20 protein-coding genes are annotated in these 26,264 nt (G+C 70.0%); 5 read left to right on the top strand and 15 right to left on the bottom strand.

The features are described from left to right. Nucleotides 1-11 precede the first annotated feature (11 nt). Both AC3WS6_RS04735 and AC3WS6_RS04730 read left to right on the top strand, forming a co-directional pair. On the top strand, nt 12-1,001 hold the full coding sequence (locus AC3WS6_RS04735; RefSeq protein WP_492499913.1) for a malate dehydrogenase: 990 nt from the start codon (nt 12-14) through the stop codon (nt 999-1,001). A 52-nt stretch (nt 1,002-1,053) separates the two neighbouring features. Beyond that, complete coding sequence (locus AC3WS6_RS04730) at nt 1,054-1,524, top strand: recombinase family protein (RefSeq protein ID WP_201468707.1); 471 nt, start codon at nt 1,054-1,056, stop codon at nt 1,522-1,524. Nucleotides 1,525-1,585: 61 nt separating this feature from the next. On the opposite strand, the gene eccCa is transcribed toward AC3WS6_RS04730, so the two are convergent. From eccCa to AC3WS6_RS04685, 9 genes are all read right to left on the bottom strand, one after another. Then, nucleotides 1,586-5,560: a type VII secretion protein EccCa gene (eccCa, locus tag AC3WS6_RS04725; protein WP_492499912.1), complete on the bottom strand. Its 3,975-nt coding sequence runs from the start codon at nt 5,558-5,560 to the stop codon at nt 1,586-1,588. Further along, nucleotides 5,557-6,858 (bottom strand): FHA domain-containing protein, encoded by a 1,302-nt coding sequence (locus AC3WS6_RS04720; RefSeq protein WP_492499911.1) that lies wholly within the window; start codon nt 6,856-6,858, stop codon nt 5,557-5,559. The genes eccCa and AC3WS6_RS04720 overlap by 4 nt, the downstream gene beginning before the upstream one ends. Further along, nucleotides 6,858-8,216, bottom strand: a complete 1,359-nt coding sequence (locus AC3WS6_RS04715; RefSeq protein WP_492499910.1) for a hypothetical protein — start codon at nt 8,214-8,216, stop codon at nt 6,858-6,860. The genes AC3WS6_RS04720 and AC3WS6_RS04715 overlap by 1 nt, the downstream gene beginning before the upstream one ends. 61 nt (nt 8,217-8,277) lie before the next feature. Next, nucleotides 8,278-9,729 (bottom strand): hypothetical protein, encoded by a 1,452-nt coding sequence (locus AC3WS6_RS04710; RefSeq protein WP_492499909.1) that lies wholly within the window; start codon nt 9,727-9,729, stop codon nt 8,278-8,280. Further along, nucleotides 9,713-11,056, bottom strand: coding sequence for a S8 family peptidase (locus tag AC3WS6_RS04705; protein WP_492499908.1), 1,344 nt, complete (start codon nt 11,054-11,056; stop codon nt 9,713-9,715). Before AC3WS6_RS04705 ends, AC3WS6_RS04710 begins: the two co-directional genes overlap by 17 nt. After that, nucleotides 11,056-11,490 carry a hypothetical protein gene (locus AC3WS6_RS04700; RefSeq protein WP_492499907.1) on the bottom strand — a complete coding sequence of 145 codons (435 nt, stop codon included), beginning with the start codon at nt 11,488-11,490 and terminating at the stop codon, nt 11,056-11,058. The genes AC3WS6_RS04705 and AC3WS6_RS04700 overlap by 1 nt, the downstream gene beginning before the upstream one ends. A 125-nt stretch (nt 11,491-11,615) precedes the next feature. Further along, nucleotides 11,616-11,897, bottom strand: coding sequence for a WXG100 family type VII secretion target (locus AC3WS6_RS04695; RefSeq protein ID WP_079113895.1), 282 nt, complete (start codon nt 11,895-11,897; stop codon nt 11,616-11,618). Nucleotides 11,898-11,940: 43 nt separating this feature from the next. Continuing rightward, nucleotides 11,941-12,258: a WXG100 family type VII secretion target gene (locus AC3WS6_RS04690; RefSeq protein ID WP_067115405.1), complete on the bottom strand. Its 318-nt coding sequence runs from the start codon at nt 12,256-12,258 to the stop codon at nt 11,941-11,943. A 222-nt stretch (nt 12,259-12,480) separates the two neighbouring features. After that, nucleotides 12,481-13,833, bottom strand: a complete 1,353-nt coding sequence (locus tag AC3WS6_RS04685) for a S8 family serine peptidase (RefSeq protein ID WP_492499906.1) — start codon at nt 13,831-13,833, stop codon at nt 12,481-12,483. A 215-nt stretch (nt 13,834-14,048) separates the two neighbouring features. Here AC3WS6_RS04685 and eccD point away from each other — a divergent pair, with 215 nt between their 5' ends. Genes eccD through AC3WS6_RS04670 form a run of 3 tightly spaced genes read left to right on the top strand, consistent with a single transcriptional unit; the run spans nt 14,049 to nt 18,100 of the window. After that, a complete protein-coding gene (gene eccD / locus AC3WS6_RS04680; protein ID WP_492499904.1) occupies nt 14,049-15,383 on the top strand; it encodes a type VII secretion integral membrane protein EccD in 1,335 nt (444 codons plus the stop codon). 3 nt (nt 15,384-15,386) lie between these two features. Beyond that, complete coding sequence (gene eccB / locus AC3WS6_RS04675; protein WP_492499903.1) at nt 15,387-16,736, top strand: type VII secretion protein EccB; 1,350 nt, start codon at nt 15,387-15,389, stop codon at nt 16,734-16,736. Then, entirely contained in the window at nt 16,736-18,100 is a 1,365-nt protein-coding gene (locus tag AC3WS6_RS04670; RefSeq protein WP_492499902.1) for a S8 family serine peptidase, read from the top strand. Before eccB ends, AC3WS6_RS04670 begins: the two co-directional genes overlap by 1 nt. A 42-nt stretch (nt 18,101-18,142) precedes the next feature. Here AC3WS6_RS04670 and AC3WS6_RS04665 read toward each other — a convergent pair whose 3' ends face one another. From AC3WS6_RS04665 to AC3WS6_RS04640, 6 genes are read right to left on the bottom strand one after another with little or no spacing between them, the layout of a single operon-like run. Beyond that, nucleotides 18,143-18,730: a hypothetical protein gene (locus AC3WS6_RS04665; protein WP_492499901.1), complete on the bottom strand. Its 588-nt coding sequence runs from the start codon at nt 18,728-18,730 to the stop codon at nt 18,143-18,145. Beyond that, the gene (locus AC3WS6_RS04660) at nt 18,727-19,557 is read right to left on the bottom strand and encodes a PP2C family protein-serine/threonine phosphatase (protein WP_492499900.1); all 831 of its coding nucleotides are present in this window, start codon (nt 19,555-19,557) and stop codon (nt 18,727-18,729) included. Before AC3WS6_RS04660 ends, AC3WS6_RS04665 begins: the two co-directional genes overlap by 4 nt. After that, nucleotides 19,554-21,347 carry a DUF5684 domain-containing protein gene (locus tag AC3WS6_RS04655; protein WP_492499899.1) on the bottom strand — a complete coding sequence of 598 codons (1,794 nt, stop codon included), beginning with the start codon at nt 21,345-21,347 and terminating at the stop codon, nt 19,554-19,556. Before AC3WS6_RS04655 ends, AC3WS6_RS04660 begins: the two co-directional genes overlap by 4 nt. Continuing rightward, the gene (locus AC3WS6_RS04650) at nt 21,344-23,923 is read right to left on the bottom strand and encodes a transglutaminase domain-containing protein (RefSeq protein ID WP_492499898.1); all 2,580 of its coding nucleotides are present in this window, start codon (nt 23,921-23,923) and stop codon (nt 21,344-21,346) included. Before AC3WS6_RS04650 ends, AC3WS6_RS04655 begins: the two co-directional genes overlap by 4 nt. Continuing rightward, entirely contained in the window at nt 23,920-25,290 is a 1,371-nt protein-coding gene (locus AC3WS6_RS04645) for a DUF58 domain-containing protein (protein WP_492499897.1), read from the bottom strand. Before AC3WS6_RS04645 ends, AC3WS6_RS04650 begins: the two co-directional genes overlap by 4 nt. Next, a complete protein-coding gene (locus tag AC3WS6_RS04640; protein ID WP_201471500.1) occupies nt 25,287-26,252 on the bottom strand; it encodes an AAA family ATPase in 966 nt (321 codons plus the stop codon). Before AC3WS6_RS04640 ends, AC3WS6_RS04645 begins: the two co-directional genes overlap by 4 nt. Nucleotides 26,253-26,264 lie beyond the last annotated feature (12 nt).

The following is a 26,264-nucleotide window of genomic DNA, read 5'->3' as shown; positions in this document are numbered from 1 at the left end:
AGGCTCGAGTCATGACCACCACGATCACGATCACCGGTGCAGGCGGACAGATCGGGTACGCGCTGCTCTTCCGTATCGCCGCAGGAGACCTGCTCGGCCCGGACGAGAAGGTGCGGCTTCGGCTGCTCGAGATCCCCCAGGGCCTCGGCGCCGCCGAGGGTGCGGCTCTCGAACTGCAGGACGGAGCGTTCGGCCTGCTCGACCACGTCGAGGTCACCGACGATCCTGCGATCGGCTTCGACGGGTGCGAGCTCGCCCTGCTCGTCGGCGCGCGTCCTCGCGGTCCTGGCATGGAGCGCGGTGACCTCCTCGCCGCGAACGCGGGCATCTTCGGCCCTCAGGGCGCCGCGATCGCCGCTCATGCCTCGTCGGACGTGCGGGTGACCGTGGTCGGGAACCCCGCGAACACGAACGCCCTGATCGCCGCAGCCGCCGCCGACGGGGTGCCCGCCGAGCGCTTCACGGCGCTGACCAGGCTGGACGAGAACCGCGCGCGGGCCCAGCTCGCCCACACCCTCGCCGCTCCCGTCGACACGATCCGGCGCGTGCCGATCTGGGGCAACCACTCGGCGACGCAGTTCCCCGACGTGTCGTACGCGACGGTGGCGGGGCGCCCCGTGACCGACGCGCTGGAAGCGATCGTCGGCGACGTGCCCGCATGGCTCGCCGACACCTACATCCCCCGGGTCGCCCAGCGCGGGGCCGAGATCATCCGGGTACGCGGATCGTCGTCGGTGGCCTCCGCCGCCAGCGCGGCGATCGACCACGTGCGCGACTGGGTGCGTGGCACAGACGACTGGACGTCGGCGGGCGTCGTGTCGCACGGCGAGTACGGGGTCCCTGCCGGCCTGATCTCGTCTTTCCCGGTGCGCGCGATCGACGGAGAGTGGCGCATCGTCGAGGGACTGGAGGTGAGCGAGTGGGCCCGTGCCCGCATCGACGCCTCGGTCACAGAACTGGTCGACGAGCGCGACGCGGTCAGAGCACTCGGGATGCTCTGAAACGCCACCGCCGCGTCGTGAATCAGGGCACAATGGATGCTGGAGGTGCGCGATGAGCGAGACGATCGATCCCATGAAGGCGACGGCATCCGTCGACGAGGCCCTGACGAGTCCGCTGCACCTGCCGCATGCGGCCGCGGAATGCCCCAAGTGCTTCACCGAGCTGCAGCGGAACCGCGACTTCTGGCTGGCCCGCCCCGACGGGTCACGGCTGGTCGGCCTCGTGGTGTCGCGTGAGGGCATGCCGTCGGTCGTCGAGCAGCGAGACGATCTGACGCGATTCGGCGTGCCGATCGAGGGGTTTCGACACCCCGCCCCCGACATCCTCGAGAGTTGGAGCGACCGGCTCTCACGCCTCATCGCCACCCTGAACAAGGGTGATGTCCTGGTGGTGGCCAACATCAACGCCCTCGGTCGCGATGCCGATGAAGGGGTCCGTACGGCCGCTGAGCTGCGCCGCCACGGCATCATCGTCAAGGTGCTGAGCCACGACGCCCGGCACCTCGCCGACGCGGTGCGCTGAACCGCACGTGAGAAGGCCCGCTGACGTGCGTCAGCGGGCCTTCTGCGTCAGCGGGTGACCCTCACTGATACTTCGGCGGGACCCACAGAAGCTGAGCCGAGACGAGTCCGCGATCACGGCTGACGATCTGCGCTCGGCCGGGGATGGCCGGGATGGCCTTGACCTTCCCGATCAGCTGCCCCTCTTCCGGGCTTCCGGAGAGCAGGATCCCGGTCGCTCCGAGGTCGGTCATGCGCTGGATGATCGGATCGTAGGCGGCGCGGCTCGCCCCGCCGGTTCGGCGGGTGAGGATCACATGCAGGCCGAGGTCTGCGGCCTGTGCGAGCAGCGGGGCGAGCACGGCGACCGGGTTGCCCTGCGAGGTCGACACCAGGTCGTAGTCGTCGATGAGCACGAAGCCCTCGGCGCCCGACCACCACGACCGCGAACGCAGCTGATCGGGAGTGACGTCGGCGCCGGGGATGCGACTCTGGAAGAACTGGGCGAGCTCGCTCATGCCTCCCTCGGTCATCTCGTGCGAGGTGAGGTACGCGCCCAGGTACTCCTGGGGGATCTCACCGAGCAGAGCGCGTCGGTAGTCGACCACGAAGATCTTCGCCTCGTTGGGGCCGTAGAGACGTGTGATCTCGTGCACGACTCCCCTGAGCATCGAGGACTTGCCCGAGTCGGCGTCGCCGTAGAGGTACAGCAGCGGCTCGGCGATGGGGTCGATCGAGAACGGTGCGAGATTCGCTTCGTCGATGCCGAGCAGGATCTCGCGGGGTTCCGTTCCGTCGGGGCTCGCGGCAGCGGCGACAGCGCGCAGGTCGGCGTGGCCGATCTGCGACGGCAGCAGGCGCAGCTTCGGCCCCGCGGGACCGTGCCAAGCGTCCGCGACCTTGCGCGCCAGATCGTCGATGCCGTCGGAGAGCGACGAGGCCTCGTCGACGCCGTCGATGCGCGGCAGCGCCGTGAGCATCTGCAGCCCGTTGTCGTTGAGTCCGCGACCAGGAAGCGAGGTGACGTTCTCGGCCGCCTTGCGGTTGACCTCGGAGTCCGACGGATCGCCGAGGCGCAGCTCGATGCGCGTGCCGATGAGGTCCTTGAGATTGGCGCGAACCTCCATCCACCGGGCTGCCGTGATCACGACGTGCACGCCGTACGTGAGACCGCGCGCAGCGATCGCCTGGATCTGCGGTTCGAGCATGTCGAACTCGGCGCGGAGGGTGCCCCAGCCGTCGACCACGAGGAAGATGTCTCCGTAGCCGTCATCCGCCATGCCCTGGGCGCGTCGCTGCCGATACGTGTCGATCGAGTCGATGCCGTTCTGACGGAAGTACACCTCGCGAGCGTTGAGCAGGCTCGTGATCTCGGCCACGGTGCGTCGGACGATGTCGGGCTCCGAGCGCGTCGCCACACCGCTGACGTGGGTGAACTTCTGCAGACCGGCGAAGCTGCCACCGCCGAAGTCGATGACGAAGAACTGCACTTCCTGCGGCGTGTGTGTGAGCGCGAGCGCCACGAGTGCCGTGCGTGCGAGCGTGCTCTTGCCGCTGAGCGGAGCACCGACGATCGCCATGTGACCGGCGGCCCCTCCGAGCGAGACCGCGAGAGTCTCACGACGCTGCTCGAGCGGCACATCGACGATGCCGAGCGGGACCGTGAGCGCCGCCGCACCGCGCCAGCGCGGCGAGATGAGGCCGAGCGCGGGGTCCTCGACGAGGTCGCCGAACAACTGATCGAGTGTCGCGGGCGTCTCGAGAGGCGGCAGCCAGACCTGGTGCGCCGACGGGCCGCGCCCGCTCATCATCTCGACGGCGATCTCGAACGTGTTGCGCTTCTCTTCGGGCTCGGCGTCGACGACGACCTCGGGCTCGTCGACCGGAGTCTCGGCGCGCCACACGGGGGCCGCAGTGAACAGCTCGACCGCCGTCGACCCCGTGCTCTGCGTGGATCCGGAGGACGCGCGGCGCCGGCGGCGGGGCGGGGGCCCCGACACGTACGCGGCACGGAACTGGGTCATCGTCTCGGTATCGGACTTCAGGATGCCGGCACCCGGCTGCGTGGGCAGGTGGTACGCGTCGGGCACACCCAGAACGGTGCGCGACTCGGCGGCCGAGAACGTGCGCAGACCGATGCGATACGACAGGTGAGTGTCGAGACCGCGCAGCTTGCCCTCTTCCAGACGCTGGGACGAGAGCAGGAGATGCACCTGCAGCGAGCGGCCCAGTCGACCGATGTTGACGAAGGTGTCGACGAACTCGGGCTTGGCCGAGAGCAGCTCGGAGAACTCGTCGGCGACGATCAGGAGCGCGGGCAGCGGCGCCAGATCGGTGCGGCCACCGCGTCGAGCCTTCTCGTAGTCGGCGACGTTGGCGAAGGGACCCGTCGCGCGCAGGAGCTCCTGCCTGCGCACCATCTCTCCCTGCAGCGCGTCCTGCATACGATCGACGAGCGAGATCTCCTCGCCGAGGTTGGTGATGATCGCCGAGACATGAGGCATGTCGGCCATACCCGCGAAGGTGGCGCCACCCTTGAAGTCGACGAGCACGAAGTTGAGCTGCTCGGGCGAGTGCGTCATCGCGAGAGCGAGCACCAGCGTGCGCAGCACCTCGGACTTTCCCGAACCGGTCGCTCCGATGATGAGGCCGTGCGGCCCCATACCCTGCTGCGCGGACTCCTTGATGTCGAGGATCAGGGGGCTGCCGTCTTCGGTCTGCCCGATCGGCACGCGCAGGCGATCGCGCTCGAGGCGCGGCGACCAGGCCGCATCGAGATCGATGTCGCGCACATCGGGCAGGCCGAGGAGCTCGACGAGCTCCGCCTGGTCGGTCGAGCTCTTCTTCTTGGCGATCGCGGTGCCGCCCGAGTAGAGCGGCATGAGACGACGTGCCGTCGCCTCGGCCTCGACGATGCTGATGCCGTCTGCGTCGAACGGCCGGGTCGACACCTGCAGACTGACGAGCTCTGCGCGTGAGCCCTTCGACGCGGGGTCGAAAGCGATGCGCAGCGCGTGCGGGTCTTCGAGGTCGGCCCAGCGTGAAGGCAGATCGATGACGGTGACGCCCTGAACTCCGTCGCCGCTGACGAGGACATCCTTGAACGACGTCGCGGCGCCGTCGGTCACGATCACGATGTGCGGCAGCGTCGGAGACGAGCCGTCGCGCGCGAACCGCGCACGCTCGCGCACCTCGGCGGGCAGCATGTCTTCGAGCTCCGAGAGCTGCGAGCCGATCATGCGCGCCGCACCCAGGCCATCCCGCACGGTCCGCGAGTGGGTGTGCGGAAGCCACTTGGTCCATTCCCACTGCGGCAGCACGGCGGCATCGGCGGCGACGACGATCTGCACGGTGTCGGGATCGTGCATGGTCGCGGCGTGCAGCAGGATGGCGCGGGCCAGGGCCCGCGACTCGTTCTCGTCGCCCGTGATCTCGATCCGCGCGTAGTCGCGGAGGGTGATGCCGACCGGCAGGTTCTTCTGCATCTCGTGCGTGAGCATGAAACGGTGCGCGGCAGACGCCGCGACCGGGTCGAGCTGCGCGAGCGGCGGAAGCTCGGGGGCCTCGAGCGTGATGCACAACGGCTGATCGCTCGTGCCGACCCGCACCGAGAGGAAATCAGGGTCGTTGACGTTGCGCTCCCACACCCGGGTGCGTTCCTCGGCGATGTAGGGAAGCGCCGACGGAGCCGGAAGATGCCAGTTCGCGGCGCGCCGCTGCTGGCGCGCCGCCACCCGCACGGTCTGTCGCAGCTCGGTGAGATAGGCGAGGTACTCGCGGCGCGAGCTGAGTGTGGCCGCCTGCCGCTGCGACCGCTGACGCCAGCCGTTGACCGCCACGAAGCCGAGCGACGACAGCAGGAACATGCCACCGGTCAAAAGGCCGGTGACCGACTGATTCGACATGGTGACCATCACGATGGCGCCGACGCTGCCGAGCATCGGCAGCAGGGATCCCAGCACGCCCATTCCACCGTCGTTCGGCTGGAGCTCGGGCGGAGCCTGGACGGGCACCTTTCCCGAGGGGACGCGTGGCGGTGCGAGACGGGGTCCTGTCATGCTCTCTCTCCAGCGCTGCTGTCGGTGCCCAGCAGAAGGCTGATCGTGAAGCTGCGGTTGCCGATGCGCACGCGATCGGCGTCGTCGAGAAGAACCCGTTCGCCCGCCACGAGCTCGGTCGTCTGACCGTCATCGGAGCGGATGTCGGAGCCGTTGGTCGACCCGAAGTCGGTGACCCAGGTGCGTCCGCGGGAGTGCTCGATGCGCAGGTGGGTCTTCGACACCGAGGAGTCGGGGTCGGTCACGATCACGAGACGGTCGTCGTGCGCGCTCGCGACCGGCCCCCGGCCGAGGTTGGCGGCGAGCGGCAGGGGCAGCTGCACGCGCTGCCCCGTGTCGAAGATGAGCAGCAGCGCACCGGAATCGGAAGCCGACCGGGACTCGGCCACCGGCTGCGGCCCTGTCTGCGGCGCGGTCTGGGGCGCGACCGAGAAGAGGGGCTTCTCCGGCGCGCCGGAGGCCGAAGGGACCGGCGGCTCTGCACGATGCGACGCTGCCCGCGCATCGGTCGGCTCGGAGTCCTCGTCGACCAGGGCGGGGTGCGAACCGAGCGTGACGACCTGCGGCGGCGCCAACGAATCCGCCTCTGCGGGCGGGAGTGTCGGGTGCGCTGCCTCCGTCGACGCTGCAGCCGCCCGAGGGGGCACCGAGACCACCACGGTGCCGGCGATCCGATCGGCCCAGGTACGACGGCGACCGTCCGGGTCCCAGGCGCTGGAGGCGACGACGATCCAGCTGCCCACGGCCACGAGGAACCCGGCACCCGTGATGGCACCGCGCACGAACTGGCGTCCGATACCGGGAGAGAACGGACGATCGCCGCGCGCGCTGCGCAGACGGAGCACGAGGTTGCCCAGGGTGAGACCTGTCCGGGCCTCGAGAACCCAGAGGAAGACGGCGAGCTCGGCGACGGTCAACCCGGCGAGCAGAGTGCTTCGGGTGGTGATCAGCACGACGGCGGCGGCGAGGATGACCACAGCCGCGTCGAGTGTGAACGCGGCGATGCGAAGGCCTGTCGAGGCGGGCGCGCCGACGAAAGCGGGACCGAGGCCCTCTGTGGGGCGTCGGTCGCGTGCGCGAGAGGTGACCAGCGGCGTGGGCGCCACCGGAGTGGACCTCTGCCGGAGCGGAGCGCCGTCGACGCCGGGGGGAGCCGCGATCAGAGCGGGCGGCAGCGCAGGCACGTCTCCGACCTGGGCCGAGCCGAACGGAGCCGCACCGAGCTGTGCGAGGCCGGGGTCCACCGGTGGGACCGGGCCACCCGCCGGCCGGGGCTGTGGTTCGCCGTTCCCGCTCATCACGCCATCATTCCACGGAGGAGCGACAGCGAATCCGCGAAGAGCAGCGCAGCAGGGAGCGAGAGCGCCACGGCGAGCCATTCGAACGCGTCGCCGAAACGAGACCAGATCAGCGAGCTCGAGCCGCGGGAGATCGGGACGATGACGGCGACGGCGACGAGCGCGATCGCGAACAGCACGGTGGCCCCCAGTATCTGGAACCCCGCGCCGAGGGCTGTGGCGGCCTGTATCGCGGCGACGATGAAGACCGCTGCTGCGGCGGCACGCGGCAGCCATCGCAGGATGCGCGACGTCGTGTGCCGCGGGGTGAGAAGCAGAGCGAGGATGACGCAGACGAGCAGGGCGATGCCGCCCGACACGACGAAAGGATCGGCGGACCAGGGCCGCAGGAAGGCGATCGGTGCCATCACCGCGGCCACCACGCTGAGCACCGCCGTGCCCGCCACCAGTCGCGCTGAAGAGTCGTCGACCACCGCGGTGATGCGCTCGGTGCGCAGGATGCCGACGGAGTCGGGGATCGCGCCGCGCACGGTCCACCGGCTCGTCATGAAGTGCTTGTAGTCGATGAAATACCCCTCGGGCAGGTTCACCAGGCTGCTCGGCAGCGCACGCAGGCCCAGCGGAACGAGCCCGAGCGAGATCGCCGCAGCATCGGACGGCTGCCAGCGCACGAGAAGCGCGAGACCCCACACCGCTGCCAGGCTCACCAGCAGCACGGTGGCCGTGCCTGCCGCGGCGCGCATCGGGCGAGCGCGCGCGACGACGGCCACGATCGCTGTCGTGACGCCCGCTGCGAGGAACCCGGATGCGATCGACAGGTGCGCGCTCGCCTCGAGCGCCGCAGGGATCAGCAGCGCCCCGGCCGAGAACGCCATCAGCACCGGTGCGAGCACCCCGAGGACGCCCCGCGCCCCTGCCATGGAATCGCGGCGCGCCCAGGCGACCGCGCCGCCGAGCGTGCCGGCGACCAGGATCAGCGCGACCGACATGCGCAGCAGAGGATCACCCGTCCCCTGGGCGAACACCGCCACCAGCAGAAGCCCACTGACGCCCAGCATCCACCATCGCGCTCCGTGATCCGCCCTGTCGGGCGCACCCGATGTCGTGCGGCTGGCGCGCGGCGCCAGGGCCTCACGGTCGATCAACGCATAGAGGCCGCCGTCGACGAGCTCTTCACACTCGGTGTCGCCCGGGACCTCGAAGCCTCCGGGGCCCACGATCACGAACCCGTCGGCGTTCGACAGGCCGCTCAGCACGAGCGCGTCGTCGAGGGTCTCGTCGAACGGAAGCGAGAGATCGATACGCCGATCTTCGCTCTGGAGCACGATGCGGCGCCGCTCTACGATCTCGACTGACACACCTGCACCTTATCGACCGCGTGCGGCCTCAACCGCACGCCCCCTCTTCCGCGCACGCGGATCAGCCTGCGTGGTCGCCGCGGGAACCGGCCTGTGCGCCCTTGGCGCGCGGACCCCGCTCTTCCTCGTCCTCGAGCTTGGGAGCGATCGGACCGCCGAGTCCCGAGCGCTTGGCCTTCTCCTCCTCGTCGCCGCCGGCGCCGCCCATCATGCCCATACCCGGACGCATGCCGGACCCCGCTGCTCCCGACGATCCGGCTGCGCCTCCGGTGCCACCGGCACCCCCGACGCCTCCGACACCGCCGATGCCCCCGGGACGAGCGGAGCCCGCCGCGCCGCCCGAACCGCCGGCGCCGCCGAGCGCGGAGTTGCCGAGCAGGCCGCCGCCGGCTTTGAGTCCAGCACCGGATGCTCCACCGAGACCCGAGCTGCCCAGGGCGCCCATGCTTCCGATGCCGGCGATCTTCGAACCTGCGGCGATCGCCGCAGCTCCGGCGCCACCGCCGACGATCCCACCGATACCGCCGCCGCCCGCACCGCCGGGGAGCAGCCCACCCGGGGTCCCTCCACCGGGGAACGTTCCGCCCGGGGTCAGTGACGAGCCCCCGCCGTTTCCGCCGCCGGAGCCGCCGGGCAGCACGCCACCGCCTGGGAAGTCGACCGTCGGATCGTCTCCGCCGTCGATCACACCGGGGCCGTCCGGGTCGTACTCCCAGTTGCCCGTGTCGTCAGGGTTGGTCGGGAATGTCGGGTCGTCCGGATAGGTCGGGAAGGTCGGGTCGTCGGGGTAAGTCGGGAATGTCGGGTTCGTCGGCACCGGCGGCTGATACTCTCCGACTCCGCCACCGCCGCCGCCACCGCCAGTCGGGTACCCGCCGCCGCCGGGCCCGGTGTTGAAGGGGCTGTTGCCGCCACCGGGGTAGGTGATCGACGGGCTGTCGACGGAGGGACCGTCGCCGCCGCTGTCGTCACTCGCCGGACCGTCTGTCATACGGTCGTACCGCACCGCTTCGAGGGCCTCCGCCGACGCACGAACCGAGTCCGTGGGCGGCTCGAGTGACTTCTCGATGCTCTTCACCCTGCGCTCGGCCTCCGCTTCGCGCTGGCTGCCCAGGAAGTCACCGATCACGTCGATCGCCTTGTCTGCCGCGATCGGCCCGAGGAAGGGATGCACCACGAAGGATGCTCCCTTCGCCGCGTTCGCCCAGAACGGGTCGACGGTCGCCGACGGCAGCTCGGCATCGTTCGCCGCCCGCCGAGCGTTGTTGGCCTGAGTGACGGCGGAGTCGATCGCGGTCACAGCGTCGCCGATGGTCCGGATCTGCCCCTGGATGTCGGTCAGGGCGGCATTCGCGGCATCCCGCGTCTTGCTGTCCCACGCCTCGGACGCGGTCACCGCGGTGATCGCATCGTTCAGGGAATCGAGGGCGGACCTCAGAGCCGCAGCTTTCGGGATCCGCCAGTCTTCGATGGCCCGCATGCGATTCAACTCGGCTTCATACCTGCCGGTCATGATTGCCCCCTGTGTTTTCAGTGCGTCGTTTCGATGATCTGGAGAGTGCGACGGCGAGCACGATGCCTCCCGCGAGCAGGACGAGCAGGGCGACACCGCCGCCGATCGCCCAGGGCATCACCCCCGCGCTGTCTGCGTTGGGCTGCTCGGGTGCGGCGCTGGTCTCGGTCGGCTCGGGCGTGGATCCGGAGCCGAACTCCGCTTCGGCCTTCGCCACATCCTCAGCGTTCGGGAAAGCGTTGGGATCGTCGGCATCGAAGAAAGGATTCTCATCGGGGTACTTCGTGGGGTCCACCGCGAGCATCCCGGTCAGTGATGCCGCACCATAGCCGGTGCTGTCGTTCCACTCGGGCTCGTGCTCGCCCTTGGTCCCCGAGTTGTGGATGAGACTCTGAAGAAGTTGATTTCCCGTGGCCTCGGGGTACTTCTGTTTGACCACGGCAAGGAACCCGGAGACGATCGGAGTCGCGAACGATGTTCCTCTTGCCAGCTGCTGTTCGTCCCAGGACGCGTCGGTGCCCTGCAGGAGGACTCCGATTCCGGGGGCTGCCGTGCGGACGTCGTCGCTCAGGTTGGGGTCGCCGCTCGGCCACGTCGCGATCGCTCCGTCCGAGCCGAACGCCTGCACCCCGACCACACCGTTCAAACCGGCGGGCTGATCACCGACGCCGCCTTCATTCGGCAGGCTCGCGATGATCGGGACTCCGGCGGCGACAGCCTTCGCGACCCCTCCGAGGATGGAGCCGTAACCGCCGCTGGAGATCGAGATGAAGTCGGCGCCCTCGTCGACCGCATCGGAGATGGCCAAGGACATCGCCTCGGCGGATGCCCCGGTGTAGTCGGTGGTCGTCTGCTCGCCGTCCTCGAGCGCGCACGACACCTCACCGGACTCCGGATCCTCGAGCCCTGCCGAGTAGTACTTCACCGTCGCGCCCGGCGCAGCGCCCTTGATCGGCACACCGCCGGCGGGAGCCTCCCCCGTGCCGAGGATCATCGACGCGACGTTGGTGCCGTGTGCGGCGGCCACGTAGTCGGTGGACACCGCGGGGATGGGAGCACCGGCGGCGTCGTAGCAGTAGGTGTTCTCGCGCACCTGCAGATCGGCGCCGCGGAGCCCGATCGCATCGGGGTTGATCTGAGTGTCGATCACCGCGATCGTGACGCCGGAGCCATCGAAGCCGGCGTCGTGCGCCTCCTGCACGTTGCCACGGTCGAACCACCACAGTCCCGAGGCGAGGTCGTCCGCCACTGCGCTCGACGGCACGGCGATCGCCGCGCCCAGCACCACCGCACTGAGCACCGCGCCGAGGCGATGCACACGCTTCATCAGTAGTCGGCCTCTTCGGCCGTGTGACCGGCCTCTGCTCCGGCTTCGACACCGATGCCGGATCCGGTGCCGCCGCCGTCGCCGGTGCGGGTCGAACCTGCTGTGTTCGGGGTCCCGTTCGCCTGGGCGACAGCGGAATCCAGCAGCTGGATGATCATCTTGCTCTCGTCGGCGAGCGCAGCATCCTGCTCCGCCATCTGCATGACGGCGGCGCGGATCGTCTCCTGCGCTTGAGTCAGCGCCTCGATGGTCTTCGCGGTGGCGTCGCCCATACGCTGCGCAGCCCGGCGCAGCTCTCCGCGGAACGCGCTCGTCGTCTCGGACACACCGCCCTCGACGACGGTGACCTCGTCAGCCGCCGGGAAGTGCTCGAGTTCGCGCGAGATGCGCTTGAGCTCGGCGAAGATCTGCTCGAAGTCGATTGCGATTACCATCGACGCCCCTCCTCATTTACAACGACGAATCCCGTGACATCTGCTGTGCGGTCCGGCCATGCGGACGAACAGCACAGCAGATGGCGCGGACCCGAGCATCTCTGCCGCGGGTCCGCGCCACGGGATCAGGCCCCGAACCGCCCGGCAGCCGACTTGTCGGTCTGCACGTACTGGCCCGAGATCTCCTCGGTCTTTCCTGCGATCTGCGTGAGCAGCTGCTGCATCTCGCTCAGCGAACGGTTCCACTTCGCCTGAGCCTGGTCGTAGGCCTGCTGAGCAGAACCGTCCCACGCGGCGCGGAGCTTGCCGACCTCGGACTCGAGGCGATCGAGCTCGGAGCGGATGCCCTGCGAACCACTGCGGATCTGAGCTGCCAGAGCGTTGACCTGCTCCGGGCGAACTGACATCGACTGCATCATGTTCTCCTTATAGTCCTGTGAATGCGAGCGCTCAGGCGCCCGACATCATCGAGCCGAGGCCCGAAATGGTCTGCTGGTGCGCCTCTTCGGTCGCTGCCTGGTCGCGCTCGGTGCCCGCGAGAGCATCCTCGAGGGTCACGAGGACCTCGTTGAGCTGACGAGCCTGCTCGTCCCAGCGGGACATCAGCGTGGTGAACGATGCGGCTGCCGCACCCGTCCAGAAGCCGCGCAGCTGCTCGATCTCGCTGCGGACCTTCTTGGTCTGCTGATCGATTCCGGACTTGGTCTCCCGCACCGCCTGGGCTCCGCGGCGCAGAGCCCCTTCTTCTGCGGAGATGACATCAGCCATAACTCACTCCCTCCGGTCCTCACGGACACACGTGCGGGGAGCGCATCCCAGTGTTGGGACGACTTCGAAACAACCCCCCACGATTCGTTTCAGGTGACAGGTTAGATCAGATCCACACGGATCGCCAGAATCCTGTGAGGATCCGAAGCGAAATCGTGCACTCGATGGACAAATCTCGCCGCCCCTCCTCGCTGCGCGCTGCGCATGCTCGGACCGATCTGCTCAGCTCTCGCGATTCGGACCCTGCTCACCCGCCCGTCGGCGCGCGGAGCGCGTCAAGACGGTCGCGAGGATCGCGCCGCCGACGACCAGCAGCACGAGAAGGGCCCCACCGCCGATGAGCCACGGCGTGACCGTCGAGAGCGGAGGATCCGCGTCGTCGGCGACAGGCGCATCGCTCGGGATCGCGGTCTGCCCGCCTTCCTGGAGAGCCGCCTTCGCCTTGGCGACGTCACCGGCGGACGGCTGCGCGTACGGCTCTTCCGCATCGAAGAGCGGATTGACATCCGGGTACTTCGTCGGGTTCACCGCGAGCATCCCGGTGAGAGACGCGGCCCCATAGCCGACGCTGTTGCTCCACTCCGGTTCGTGCTCGCCCTTCGTGCCCGTGTTGCGGATGAGGCTCTGGATCAGTTGACCTGCGGTCGCATCCGGATACTTCTGCTTCACGATCGCGAGGAAGCCCGCGACGATCGGAGTCGAGAACGACGTGCCCGAGCCGATCTGCTGAGCGTCCCACGACTCGCGTGTCCCCTGCAGCAGGAGCCCGACACCGGGCGCGGCCACGACCACGTCGTCTGCGAGGTTCGGCGTGCCGTTCGTTCCCGTCTGGATCTTGCCGTCCTCGCCGAACGCCTGGACGGCGACGACTCCGTTGAGTCCGGCGGGCCACAGGCTGATCCCGTCGTCGTTCGACATTCCGGCGACCACCACCGCACCGGCGGCGTAGGCGTCGGCGAGCCCCTGCCGCATGTTGATGCTGCTCCCTGACGAGACCGAGATGATGTCGGCGCCGTCGGCCGCTGCGTCGGAGATCGCGCGGTCGAGCGCGAAACGGCCGTCGTCGCCGAGCTCTTCGCCGTTCTCCTGGATGCACTCCACGTCACCGCCGTCTTCGCCGGTGACGCCGTCGAGCACCCCGGTGCTGTAGAAGAGGACCTCGGCCCCCGGTGCCATGCCCATCACGGGCGCGCCTCCCGGAGGCGCCTCGCCGGTACCGGAGATCATCGAGACGACCTGTGTGCCGTGGGAGGACTCGTCGTACTCGGCGGACACCGCGGGATACGGCTGACCGGTCGCATCGCGGCAGTACGAGGAATCGTCGACGGTGAGGTTCGCCCCGCGCAGCCCGACGACATCCGGGTTGATCTGGCTGTCGATGACCGCGATCTTGATGCCGGCGCCATCGAATCCCGCATCATGCGCTTCTTGGATCCGCCCTCGATCGAACCACCACAGCCCCTGCTCCGACGTCGCGGCCGCGGTCGCGGTCGCGGGCGCGGCCACCACCGCAGCCAGTACCAGCGCGCCGGCAGCGGCAACCGCCCTGCGAATCGCTTCAGAACTGCGCTGCATCATGTTCTCCTCGGCCTCCTGTTCTGGGACAGGCTAGATCAGGCTCCGCCGGTCTCCGGAATCCTGCGTCGACGCGCGCGAGATCGTGCGGTCGGTGGACAAATCACTCGCCCGCGCGACTACACGTTGTCCGGCGCCTCAACTAGGGTGAGATGCGGAATGCGCAGCCACATCCCGTCACTTGCGGCTGCACACCATGGAGGGGGCTTCGTTCCATGTCTCAGAGCAGCGCCACGGCAGGCACCGTGCTGCGACTTTCCGTCGTCAGCGATGACCGGCGGCTCGATGTCGGCGTGCCGTCTCAGGTGCCGCTGATCGAGATCATCCCCGGCTTCGCGCGCAGCCTCGGCGTGCTCGATCCCACGCTCACGCACGGCGGATACGCCCTGCAGCGCGCGGACGGCACTCCCCTCGATCCGTCGCGGGGCGCCGCCGCACAGGGCGTGCACGAGGGCGAACTCCTCACGCTCGTGCGCGGGGGGCTCACCAGCGAGCCTCGCGTCTACGACGACGTCGTCGAGGCCGTGATCGATGCGACAGCCGAACAGCACGGAGCCTGGACTCCGGCCGACAGCTCGCGCACCGCACTCTTCATCAGCATGACCTTCCTCGCGCTGTGCGCCCTCCTGCTGGTGGCCACTCCGCCGACCTCGCTGATCCCCGCCATCATCGCCGGATCCGGCGCCGTGGTGCTGAGCGTCGCGGCGGCCGTGCTCATGCGGCTGCGGCAGCCCGAAGCGGGTCACGCCCTGGGCCTCGCCGCCGCCGCGTACGGCGGTCTGGCCGGCTATCTCGCTGTCCCGCCGCAGAGCATCTGGGGTTGGCCGTTCGCCGCGATGGGCCTCGGTCTCGTCATCGTCGGAGGCATCGGGCTCGCCGTGACGCAGGACAAGCCCGAGATCCACCTGGTGCCCATCACCCTCGGCGCCGCGATCGGCATCACCGCGACGGCAGCGGCCCTGTTCGGCGACACGCTCGCGCCTTATGCGATCATGCTGGCGACGACGGCCCTGCTCGCCAACGGCATCCCCTGGCTCGCGCTGAGTTCGACGCGCATCCGCGTGATCTCGCCGCAGAGCGATGCCGACATGTTCTCGGCACCCGAGCCGATCGACGCCGACGAGGTCAAGCGTCGCGCGGCCGCGGGCACCCGCACCCTCATCTCGCTGCGCGCGGCACTCGGACTCGCCGCCCTCATGGCGACCCCGCTCGTCGCGGCGAGCGGAGCCTTCGGCGCCGTGCTGTGCGTGCTCGCCTTCGTGGGCATGATGTTCCAGTCGCGGCAGATCCATGCGCGCCTCGGCGTGCTCGTCCTGATGGCCATCGGTGCGATCGGACTCGCTGCGACCGGCGTCACCGTCGCTCTCGCACTGCCCGATGTCCGCACCTGGATGCTGCTGGTGCTCGTCGTCGCGACCGTCATCCTCGTCGGGCTCACACTCCTCACGCCCCGTGCACGTCTTCGCCTCACGCGACTCGGCGACACGGTCGAAGTCGTCGCTCTCGCCCTGCTCCTGCCCCTGGGCGTCATCACGGCAGGGCTCGTCTGACCGATGGCGACCAAGAAGGATCTGATCGAGGCCCAGGGCTTCAGCCGCCGCCGACTGCTGTCGGCCTTCACCGGTGGCGCGCCCGGCGGCAAAGAACTCGATCCGGCGAAGCCGCTGCGTGCTGTCGTGGCGGGTGTCGCGCTCACCGTGGGAGTCATCCTCGTCGGAGTCTTCTGGGGCATCATGCAGCCGGGTCTCCCCGGTGATTGGCAGAACAATCGTCTGATCGTGGCCACCGACACGGGGTCTCGCTACGTCTCGGTCGAGGGCACCCTCTATCCGGTGATCAATACGGCGAGTGCACGACTGCTGATACCCGCCGGTGAGTTCAAGGTGGTTCGCACCGACCAGTCGGCGCTCGACGGGATCCCGATCGGCCCCGCCATCGGCATCCTCGGCGCTCCCGACGATCTCCCCGCCCCCGGCGCGCTCATCAACTCCTCGTGGACGGCCTGCATCGACGACGGCACGGGCGCGGCCGTCGCGCTCTCCGACGACCCGATCGCCGCGATCTCGACCGGCACGGGTGCCGTCGTCCAGCGCGGCGAAGACCTGTTCGTGGTGGCCGACGGACTGCGGTACGCGGTGGCCCCCGGGGATGCCAACGCGGTGCTGCGCGCGGTCGGTCTCGGAGCGAGCGACATCCTCGAGGTCGACGGACGCTGGCTCAATCTCTTCGCCTCGGGTGACGAGCTCGCCCCGATCCGCATCGACGGCTTCGGAGCCGCGGTCGAGGGCACCGACCTCACCGCGGGCGCCATCGTCCACACCCGGGACACCCCTGCAGAGGAGCGATACGTCGCCCTGGCCTCCGGCCAGCTCGCACCGCTCAGCCCGCTGGCCTATCAGTTGTACCTGCTCGGCAGCGGCCAGCAGGCCAGGGAGGTCGAGGTCTCGCCTGCCGACGTGGCCGATGTCCCGACGATTTCGAATCTGGGCGGTGCCGACTGGCCCGCTCAGCCCCTCACCCCCCTGGCGAACGGCGAGACGCCGTGCGCCGTTCTCGGCGGCGACGCCCGCACTGTGCTCGGCACCACCACGGACGCGCTTCCGGACGAGCGCTCGCGCGTCGACGTGGCAGTCGGTGCCGGTGCGCTGGTCGAGGTGACGGACGGGTCGGACGGTGCCGCCGGCATGGCCGTGCTGATCGACGAGTCCGGAACCGCATACGCGATCTCCGGAGCGACTCTCGATGAGGGCGCCGAAGATGCCGCGACCGGCGCGATCACCCAGCTCGGGTACTCGCTCTCCGACGTCGGCCAGGTCTCCGACGCCTGGATCGAGTTCTTCGCGGCGGGCCCCGCGCTCACCGCAGAGGCGGCACGGGAGACCCCGGGCTCCGGAACGAACTGATGCGACGTCGACTGTCCGCCGTCGCCGCCCTCGTGCTGGGCGCTGCCGTCTTCGGCGCCGCAGCTCCCTCGGCTGCGGCACCGGCATCGACGGCATCCGTTCCATGGGGGTACACCGCGCCGACGTCGCTCGTGCGCACGGCGACCACCGGCGACGCCTGCACCCCCGGCACAGTGGTCTACTCTCCGGAGGCCCCCTCCGCGCTCGCACAACTCGCGGCCGAAGAAGCGAACCGGCTCGCCACCGGCAAGGGAGTCGTGGTCGCGATCGTCGACTCCGGTGTCGATGCGAGCAACGCGCATCTCGCGGGCACGATCATCGGCGGCATCGATCTGGTGGGTGACGGCGAGCGCGGCGACGGTCTGAGCGACACGACCGGCCATGGCACGGCGATCGCCGGCCAGATCGCCGCCCAGCCGGTTCAGGGCTCCGGGGTCGTGGGCCTCGCCCCTGACGCGAAGCTGCTGTCGGTGCGAGTGTTCCGCAGCGACGACAAGCAGGACGTCGACAAGGGGTTCGGCCCCACGTCCGAGCGACTCGCCGACGGCATCCATTGGGCAGCCGACAACGGTGCCGACATCATCAACGTGTCGATGTCGCAGACGACCGACTCCCCCGTGCTGCGGGCCGCCGTCGAGCACGCTGCGGCCGTCGGGGCGCTCGTGGTCGCAAGCGGCGGCAACCGCCTGTCCGACGAGGACGCCGCGGATGCCGCGCGCTATCCGGCCGCCTACGAACAGGCACTCGGGGTCAGCGCCGCCGACGCGAGAGGGCTCGCGACCGACTCGTCGATCCACGGTCCGCAGGTCGATGTGACGGCCCCGGGAAGCAATGTGCTCACGGCCTTCCCCGGCGGCGGCGACTGCGTGTTCGCCAGCGACGCACCGGCCTCGAGCTTCGCGACGGGGTATGCGAGCGCTGCAGCGGCCCTCGTCGCCGAGGCGCACCCTGAGGATCCCCCCGCGGGATGGGCGTATCGCCTCACCGCCACGGCCCTGCGCGCCGATGCCGACAACCGCGACGACGTGAACGGCTGGGGCCTCATTCAGCCGACAGCCGCGATCGAGCTGCTGCCGGATGAGACGACGCGTGGCCCCGTCAGCCCGTTCTTCGACACTGTCGAGAGCCAGGCGCGGCCACCCGTCGCGGCTGTGAACCCCGACCACGGGTCCTCTCCGTTCCTGCTCACACGCGATGCGGCGCTGATCACGGCGATCGGCGGAGCGAGCCTCCTCGGAGTCCTGGGCATCCTCATCGTGCTGCGCCGTCGTCGACAGGACCCCGAGGGCGAGGTCGAGGTCGACCGCGAAGGCGGGCTGCTCGACCGCGCAGACCCGAACGCCGACCCGACGCGGACGATCTGACCGCCGCACGCCTGCGCGACCGGGGCTCGGTCCGAGATGCGGTCAGCTGAGGGCCAGGAACCCGACTCCGATGAGCCCCGCGACCGACGCGACACACGCCACGATGAAAGCGGCGAGGGTGAGCACGCCCCACCGACGAGCCTGCTTCGCGACGGATGGCCGCTCGGGATCGTCGATGCGTGTCGGCGCCTCTCCGCCGACGACGACCGGCGGGGCGCTCGGCTCCCGAGGAGCGGGACGCGGCTTGTAGATGGCCGGGGCCGGCTCCGCAGGCGCCGCGAACGCCTGCGCTCCAGCGTCAGCTGCCGCATCGGTGGCGGTGTCGGTGTCGGTGTCGATGGTGGCGTCGGTGTCGGTGGCGACATCACCCTTCGATCGGCGATCAGAACGATCGACGACGACCGTCGCGTCATCGACAGGCTGTGACGCACCGCCCGGCGAACGATCGACGACCACCGTCGCCTCATCGACAGCCTCGGGATCCACGCCTTCGACCTCGACCTCGCCTTCGACCGCGCCCGCGACCCCGACCGGTGCCGCATTCGAGTCGGACGCCTCCTGCGCCACGGCCCGACGGCGGTCGCGCCGTGTGAGCATGACCGTCTCTTCGACGTTCTCGTCGGCGGTCATCTCGCCCGAACCGGAATCGTCGTGCCCTCGAGCATCGAATCGGTCAGAGCGGCGACCGCCGCGTGCCCCGCCGCACCTTCGTCGGACGGCGCGGTGCGGGCGCCACCCGACACCACGTCGATCACCACGACAGAGACGTTGTCTCGACCTCCGGACTGCAGCGCGCGACGGATGAGCGCCGCGGCGGCGGTCTCGGGGCGCCCGTTCATCGTGAGCGTGGCACGGATCCCCTCGTCGCTGACCTCGCCGCTGAGGCCGTCGGAGCACAGCAGCATCCGCTCGCCGTCGATCACCGGGAGCAGCCAGCTGTCTGCCGTGCTGTCGGGACCGCCGATCGCTCGGGTGATCACGTTGCGCTGCGCGAAGGTCGCAAGGTCCTCGGGGCGCAGCTCGCCGGCATCCACGAGCTCCTGCCCGAGGGAATGATCGATCGTGAGCTGCGTGAGCTCACTGCCGTGAAGCCGGTATACGCGGGAGTCGCCGACGTTGAAGAGAAGCCAGTGCGGCGCACCGTCGTGCTCGAGAAGGGCCACACCCGACACGGTGCTCCCCGCGCCGCGCTTGTGCTCGGCGGCGATGCCCTCGACGACCGCGGCGGCTCGATTCAGCGCCTCTCTGACGTCGTCGACCTGCACCGCCGCGCCGATCAGCGGCTCGAACGCCGCGACCACGGCAGCGCTCGCGCGGTCTCCGGCTTCATGCCCGCCCATTCCGTCGGCGACGAGGAAGACCGGCGAGGCAGCGAGCACGGAGTCCTCGTTCGCCGCGCGCGTGAGCCCGGTGTCGGAGAGCGCCGCGACATTGAGGACGACGGACGAGACGGTCACGAATCGCGCTCCGCCACCACGTGCATCCCGACCTCGCCGAGGATGAACCGCCCGTTGCCCGTGACGCTCTCGCCGGGATCGAGCAGTGTCTCGGTTCCGTTCTCCTCGACCACGACCACGCCGTTCGTGGCGTGAAGGTCGGTCAGGCGCCATTCGTCGTCGTGCACGACGAGTCGCGCGTGCGTCTTCGACAGTGTGCGAGTGGTGTCGGAGATCGCCAGTCGCTGCTCACCCGGATCACCCATCGGGTTGCGGCCGATCACGACGCTCGCGCCAGACAGAGCGAAAGTGCGTCCGTCGTCGAGCACGAGCGAACGTCGGACTCCGCGCTTGCGCGCCACCACGACGGTCGCATCGAGGTCGTCGTCGGTCGGGCGCGGGGTCACGACCGTCTTGTCCACGTCGGCGGCGAGCCCGGCACCCGCGAGACTCGCGTCGGTGAGTCCGGCCACGACGCCCCCGTCGGCGGCAGCGACGCCAGGCGCGTCGAGCGCGGGGGGTGCGACAGCCGCTCCGGGTGCGGGGGTCTCGGCGTTGGTCGGCATCGGTGCCGGACGGATGCTCGGCGCCGCGGGGACCTCGACCGCCGAGTCGGACTCGCGGAACGACGGAGGGACAGGCCGAACGACCGGTGCCGGCTTCTCTGCGGCGCGGGCGTCGTCGTGCTCGGCGTGCGACTCCGGCATCGGCGAGTACGGCTGCTGCTCCTCGGAGGGCTCTCCGCCCATCGCGGCCATGATTCCCGTCGCAGGGTGCGCGTCGGCCTCGACAGGCGCAGGCGCGGGCTCGGGCGCAGGCTCGACAGGCGCAGGCGCGACGGGCTGGTTCGCGTAGCCGTCGAACTCGGCGTGCCCGCTGAACTGGGGGGCATCGGTCGAGACGTGCGGCAGCGTCGCGGGCGTGGACGCACCGGGCCCGGCGGGGTCGGCCGCCGGTGCGGGCGCAACGGGCTGCGCAGGCGGGACGGGCGGCTGCGGCGCGCTGAACGCGGGCGGCTGCGGCGCGAACGGCTGAGGCGGAGCGGGCGTCACCGGTGCGGAGGACGCCGGTGCCGGAGGTGTCGGTGCGGGAGGTGTCGGTGCCGGAGGTGCGAACGACGCGGCCGGGGCGCCGGAGGCGACGGGCGCTCCCGCGACCGGCGGCTGAGGCGGAGCGCCCCACACAGAGGGCGTCGCGGCGGGAGGCGCCGAATGCGGCTCGGCGGCAGCCACGGGCTGCTCTGCAGCAGCCGGCTGAGGGGCGCGCTGCGGTGCAGCGTAGTCGGGGAAGATGAGCGAGGGAGACTCGGCAGGCGCCGGGTTCTGCGGCGCGAGCGACGGGATCGTGTAGCCGGATGCGTCGCGTGCCGGTGTCGCCGACGGCGGCGTGCTGCGACGCGGCCCCGGCTGCAGAGCGGCGAGACGCTCACCCTCGGGATACGGGGCGGCGCCCCACGCGAGCACGGTCGCCCAGACCGGCGGAAGGAGGATCGCCAACACCGTCATGCCGGCTCCCCGGCCGAAACGCTTGTTGATGCGGTGCGTCGCGACGACTTTGAGATACAGACCGTAGAGCTGCACGATCGGGATGAAGTAGAACACCACCGACCACGCCGGCACTCCCCCCCGCGCGAGGATCTCGGCCTCGTTGAGGATCGGCACCCAGCCCTTCCACGCCTCGCCACCGATGCGCGGGAACAGCCGTGACAGGGCCAGGGCGTACCAGACGTACACGGCGACGCCGATGAGCAGGCCGAGGCCTCCGACGATGGCGAGCATCGTGACGAGGCCGGTCTCCGTAGCGGCGGTCATGACATCCCCTTCTTCCGGTCGTCGAGCGATCCGGTCAATCCGAGCGTACCGAGCATGGGACGCAGTCCGAAGAACGCAGCATCCCGCGTCGGCCGCACCCGACCGACGAACGACCTGGGGCGCACGCGGCTCACGAGCCGCCGCCACCGTCGTTGCGACCGCACGAGATCCGCCCGCTCGGCGTCGACGACAGCCCATGCCGCTGTGGCATCGTCATCCGTGGGCGGATGCTCACCGAAGACACCGCGATCGACGAGCGCGGCGAGCCGCGCGGCGGCCCCACGGTCGACAGACTGCGCCCGTTGCGTGCGTGTGCCGGCCGCATCCATCGTGACGTCGTGATCGGCATACAGGTCGACGAGCTCCTCCCAGGCCCCGGCGAGACGCACTTCGGGGTCGGCGGCCGTGCGGCGTGCCCGTGCGCGCTGCCGCTTCGCGAGGAACAGGACCAGCAGCGGAAGCAGGAGCAGAGCCACGGCGAGAAGCCCCAGCCCGACGCCGCGGAGGATCGGCAGCAGGACGGAGAGCACCGCGGACTGCGGCTCGTCGAGCGGCTCCGCGTCGTTGTTGGAGTCGCTCTGCGCGAGTGGCGGGTCGAGGGCCTCGGACCGCGGCTGCTCGGGCACCGTCGGATGCTCGGGAAGCTGTTCGCCCTCTTTGATGGAGCTGGGCAGCATCGCATACTGGGGTGTCGTGTCGACCGGCGTCCACTCGCCGCCGGAGGCCCGCACCTCGACCCAGGCGCTCATGTTGGCGCCCGTGCACACCTGGTCGCATGCCGGGATGCCCGGAACCTCGGCCGCTCCTGCCAGACGGGCGCCGATCACCACGCGTGATTCGAGGCCGAAGTGCTGGGCGAGCAGGGCGGCCGCGACCGAGAACTGCTCGTCGTCACCGACAGCGGAGACGAGCATCTCGGGTGCCGCGTCGGCCCCAGCGCGACGTTCCTGCTCGATCAGCTCGGTGAAGAGCTCTTCGATGCGCGCCACCGAGTGGCCCGCATAGCTCGACGCGAACGCATAGCCCTCCGCCGCTGCGAGCGAGGCGATCCATGCGTCGGCGGAGGTGTCGTCGATCAGTGCATGGCTGAGGTATCCGCGCGAACGCAGGCGATCGATCAGCTCGAGGTAACCGGCCCCCGATCGTGGCAGCTCCTGCATCTCGGCCCACTCGGCGAGCGCCGGGTACAGGTCGGTGTCGAGCTTCGAACCGCCACCCTGCGCCGCGGTGAGATCGATACCGTCGGATGGCGCGTCGACGAGCACGGAATAGCTGTCGCCCGGCACGAGTCCCTGACCGCCACCCGGAGCATCCGCGATGGTGATGGCGGTGTCGCCGCCCTCGTTCACGTGGAAACCGTCGGCGAGCTCATCTGCCCGCGCTCCGTCGAACTGCGGCGCCTCGGCGAGACCGGCCGGGGCGGGCACCCAGATGCCTCGATAGGCATCGCCGACCGTGAGGTCGAGCGACGTGCGCCCGGGACCCGGGAGCGCGGTGCGCGGCAACCGGCTGAAGCGGTCGTCGGGGGCGATGTGGAAGTCCTCGCCGTCGTATGAGTCGAGGGTGACCAGTCGGATGCGATCCACGGCGCCGGGATCGCCCTCGACCTGCAGCACGGTCTCGCCGAACCGCTCGGCCGTGAACCACGAGCGGTAGGAGCTGAGAGGGCTGGTCTGCTGCTGCACCACGACCATCGGCTCGACCTCGTCACGCAGCACCGACCGATCGCTCCATCCGGCAGCGGCCGGCGCGACGGCGACACCCGCGACCAGCGCGACCGCGGCGATGCCCGCCGAGAGCAGATGGCGACGAACGGTCAACCACACCGGCGTCGCGCGTCGCGAGATGTTGGCGGCGGCCACAGCGCGCAGCGCCTGCGCGCGCTGCAGTCGGGTGCGACCGATCACCCAGACCAGCGCCGAGACGAACACGGCGACGCCGATCAGCCATTCGCGCGGAGCGGGAAGCGTGATCCCCAGCACGGTGACCGCCGACGAGGTGCCGCTGAGTCCGAAAGCGATGCCGAACAGGCTCATGGCTGCGACCACCGGCACTGCGACGGTCGAGCGACGCCCCTGCTCGAGAACCAGCAGAGTGGCGAAGAACGCTCCGAAGAGCATCACCACCAGGAACGGGATGAGCACCGCCTGGTATTCGCCGAGCGGCGGGTTCAGCGTGAGCATCTGCTTCCAGCCCAGCACGACCCCGAGCACGGCATCGCGGAGACCCCCGATGAAGGCCGGAATCGAGGTGAGGGCCGAGGGGATCGCGAGCGGCACGGCGACGACCAGATAGGCTCCCGCGGCGGCGAGCGTGCCCAACAGCAGACCCCAGCGAAGCATCCGCGCGGTCAGCGCGAGGGCCACGCCGAGCGCGCCGCCGACGAGTCCGACGACGACCTCGCGCGGCGCCTCGTACACGGGCCAGGCGGCGGCGGTGGCGAGCAGGATGCCGACCACGACATACCCCAGCGACCAGAGGGTCAGTGCCGAGAGCGCGAACGGGCGACGGGCCTTCGCAGTGCCGCTCGCACCGTCTCTCGCGCTGCCGCGCCTCTTCGGCCCTGCCGCGTTCATCGGAGGGCTCCGCGGGCGAGCATCTGCGGCAGATCGCCGAGAGCGCCGAGCGTCATGACGGCGAGTTCGCGCGCCGTGCGCATCGTCGGCTGCTCGCCGAGTTCACTGCGCACGGCCACGGCCTCCACTGCGGCCGGGAGCTTGACGGCAGCGTGACGGAGACGTTCCAGCGGCATGCGCGATCCCGTCAGCAGGAAGCCGATCGACAGATCGGGGTACGACTGCGCCGTGAGTGCGGTCACGGCCTCGAGGCGCATCACCCTGTCGGCCGCATCGATCGTCGAGGTCGCGTCGAGCAGCGCCTTGGGCGTGACTGTGGGCAGAGTGCGGATCGAGAGCACCTCGGTGCGGCTGTGCTCGGGGATCTCGTTGCTCACTGAGAAGAGCACGTCTCGGCCGTCTCGCACGCCCTGCAGGGCGAGGGATGCCGCGGCGCTCACCGTGTTCTCGAACTCGTCGTCGCTCTCGTACGATTCGGCGTCGAGGTCGAGGATGATCGCGATGCGTGCGTGTCTCGACTCCTCGTACTGACGGACCATGAGCTTGCCGGTCTTGGCGGTCGACTTCCAGTGCACGTGGCGCTGCGAGTCGCCGACGACGTATTCGCGGACCGCGTGGAACGACAGATCGGCATCGACCAGGGCGGTACTGGGCGTGCCCTCGAGATCGCGGATGAGCCCCGCGCTTGTGCTGGGCAGGCGAACCGTGACCGGATGCACGTGGATCCGCTGCACGTCGGGCCAGCGCAGCTCACGACGCAGGATGCCGATCGGGTCGCCGCGCGTGATGGTCATGGGACCGACGTCGATCACACCTCGCCGGTGTGCGGCGATCGTCAGCTGCTCGCGGTGGTGCGCGCCAGGCCGCAGCAGCGGCACATGAGCCTCGACGAGTCCCTCCCCCACCGGGACATCGACGATTCCCGGCAGCGACAGGCGCTCGCCGTTGTTGCGCACATCGAGGGTCGCGCCGATCTCCGCCCCCGCGACGACCCGATCGCGATCGAGCTCGAGGTCGATGCGGTAGTCGTGCGCCCCCAGGATGAAGGGGATGCAGACGAGCAGCAGCACCAGGGCGATCGCGGCGACCGCCCACGCCTCGATCCAGCCGAAGAACAGACCGGCGACGACACCCAGCACGAGCGTCACCGCGACCAGGAGTCCGGCGGCAGTGACGGTCTCGCGCACCCAGTCCGCAGAGCGACCGATCGCGCGCGCGGTCGTACGCAGCGCCTGACGCACGCCGAACACCGCGCCGCGGACGGGCCCGCGGCGCGTGCGGTCGTAGCGCGTCACCGTCGACGTGCGAGTGGAGGTGCTCGTGCCCGCCGTGGTGCGCGTCAGTCGCGATTCGGTGCTGAAGCTCACGCAGTGCCGTTCTCGCGCGGAGGTTCGACGTCGAGCAGGATCTGGCCGACGACGGCGACCGCGGTGACGCCGTCGAACTCTGCCTCGGGCTCGAGCACGAGTCGGTGCGCCAGCGCCACGACGGCGAGTTCGCGCACGTCATCCGGTGTCACGAACGTGCGGCCGTTCTTGGCCGCCCAGGTCATCACCAGGCGCGACAGCGCGAGCGCTCCACGCACGCTGGCCCCCAGGCGCACCTCGGAGGCGCGTCGGGTGGCGTCGACGATGCGCATGATGTAGTCCGACACCAGCGGGTTCACATACACGCCGCGCGTCATCTCGGCCATGGTCAGGATGGTGTCGGTGCTGACGATGCCGTCGAGAACGTGCTTCGGCTGAGCCGCCCCCTGCAGGATGCGCATGGTCGCCGCCTCATCGGGGTAGCCGATCGAGGTCTTGATCATGAAGCGGTCGAGCTGCGCCTCGGGCAGACGATACGTTCCGCCCTGCTCGATCGGGTTCTGCGTCGCCATGACGAGGAACGGCGAGCCGACCGGGCGCGTGACGCCGTCGACCGTGACCGTCCCCTCCTCCATGACCTCCAGCAGCGCGGACTGCGTCTTGGGGCTGGCACGGTTGATCTCGTCGGCGAGCACGATGTTCGCGAAGACCGGGCCCGCGTGGAACTCGAACGCGCCCTCCTTCTGGTCGTACACCGTGATGCCGGTCACGTCGCCCGGCAGCAGGTCGGGGGTGAACTGGATGCGGGTGCTCGTGCCGGTCACCGTCTGGGCGATCGCACGGGCGAGCGCGGTCTTGCCCGTGCCGGGGAAGTCTTCGAGCAGCACATGCCCACCGCTCACGGCCGCGGCGAGCACCAGCTCGACGACGTGCCTCTTGCCGAGGATCGCCTGTTCGACATTGCCGGTGAGGATCGAGAACGTCTCTGCGAACCAGGCCGCCTGTTCGGCGGCGATCGTCACGGGAGCAGCGGT

The organism is Microbacterium sp. EB106-03-03-XG65 (genome assembly GCF_058791955.1).
Note: the sequence above shows the minus strand (reverse complement) of the source record. Positions and strands in the feature narration are given on the sequence as shown.

Bases quoted from the DNA above. Each gene is read 5' to 3' on its own strand.
- AC3WS6_RS04735 (WP_492499913.1), top strand. From the start codon at position 12: ATGACCACCACGATCACGATCACCGGTGCAGGCGGACAGATCGGGTAC.
- AC3WS6_RS04730 (WP_201468707.1), top strand. From the start codon at position 1,054: ATGAGCGAGACGATCGATCCCATGAAGGCGACGGCATCCGTCGACGAG.
- eccCa (WP_492499912.1), bottom strand. From the start codon at position 5,560: ATGACAGGACCCCGTCTCGCACCGCCACGCGTCCCCTCGGGAAAGGTG.
- AC3WS6_RS04720 (WP_492499911.1), bottom strand. From the start codon at position 6,858: ATGAGCGGGAACGGCGAACCACAGCCCCGGCCGGCGGGTGGCCCGGTC.
- AC3WS6_RS04710 (WP_492499909.1), bottom strand. From the start codon at position 9,729: ATGACCGGCAGGTATGAAGCCGAGTTGAATCGCATGCGGGCCATCGAA.
- AC3WS6_RS04705 (WP_492499908.1), bottom strand. From the start codon at position 11,056: ATGAAGCGTGTGCATCGCCTCGGCGCGGTGCTCAGTGCGGTGGTGCTG.
- AC3WS6_RS04700 (WP_492499907.1), bottom strand. From the start codon at position 11,490: ATGGTAATCGCAATCGACTTCGAGCAGATCTTCGCCGAGCTCAAGCGC.
- AC3WS6_RS04695 (WP_079113895.1), bottom strand. From the start codon at position 11,897: ATGTCAGTTCGCCCGGAGCAGGTCAACGCTCTGGCAGCTCAGATCCGC.
- AC3WS6_RS04690 (WP_067115405.1), bottom strand. From the start codon at position 12,258: ATGGCTGATGTCATCTCCGCAGAAGAAGGGGCTCTGCGCCGCGGAGCC.
- AC3WS6_RS04685 (WP_492499906.1), bottom strand. From the start codon at position 13,833: ATGCAGCGCAGTTCTGAAGCGATTCGCAGGGCGGTTGCCGCTGCCGGC.
- eccD (WP_492499904.1), top strand. From the start codon at position 14,049: ATGTCTCAGAGCAGCGCCACGGCAGGCACCGTGCTGCGACTTTCCGTC.
- eccB (WP_492499903.1), top strand. From the start codon at position 15,387: ATGGCGACCAAGAAGGATCTGATCGAGGCCCAGGGCTTCAGCCGCCGC.
- AC3WS6_RS04670 (WP_492499902.1), top strand. From the start codon at position 16,736: ATGCGACGTCGACTGTCCGCCGTCGCCGCCCTCGTGCTGGGCGCTGCC.
- AC3WS6_RS04665 (WP_492499901.1), bottom strand. From the start codon at position 18,730: ATGACCGCCGACGAGAACGTCGAAGAGACGGTCATGCTCACACGGCGC.
- AC3WS6_RS04655 (WP_492499899.1), bottom strand. From the start codon at position 21,347: ATGACCGCCGCTACGGAGACCGGCCTCGTCACGATGCTCGCCATCGTC.
- AC3WS6_RS04650 (WP_492499898.1), bottom strand. From the start codon at position 23,923: ATGAACGCGGCAGGGCCGAAGAGGCGCGGCAGCGCGAGAGACGGTGCG.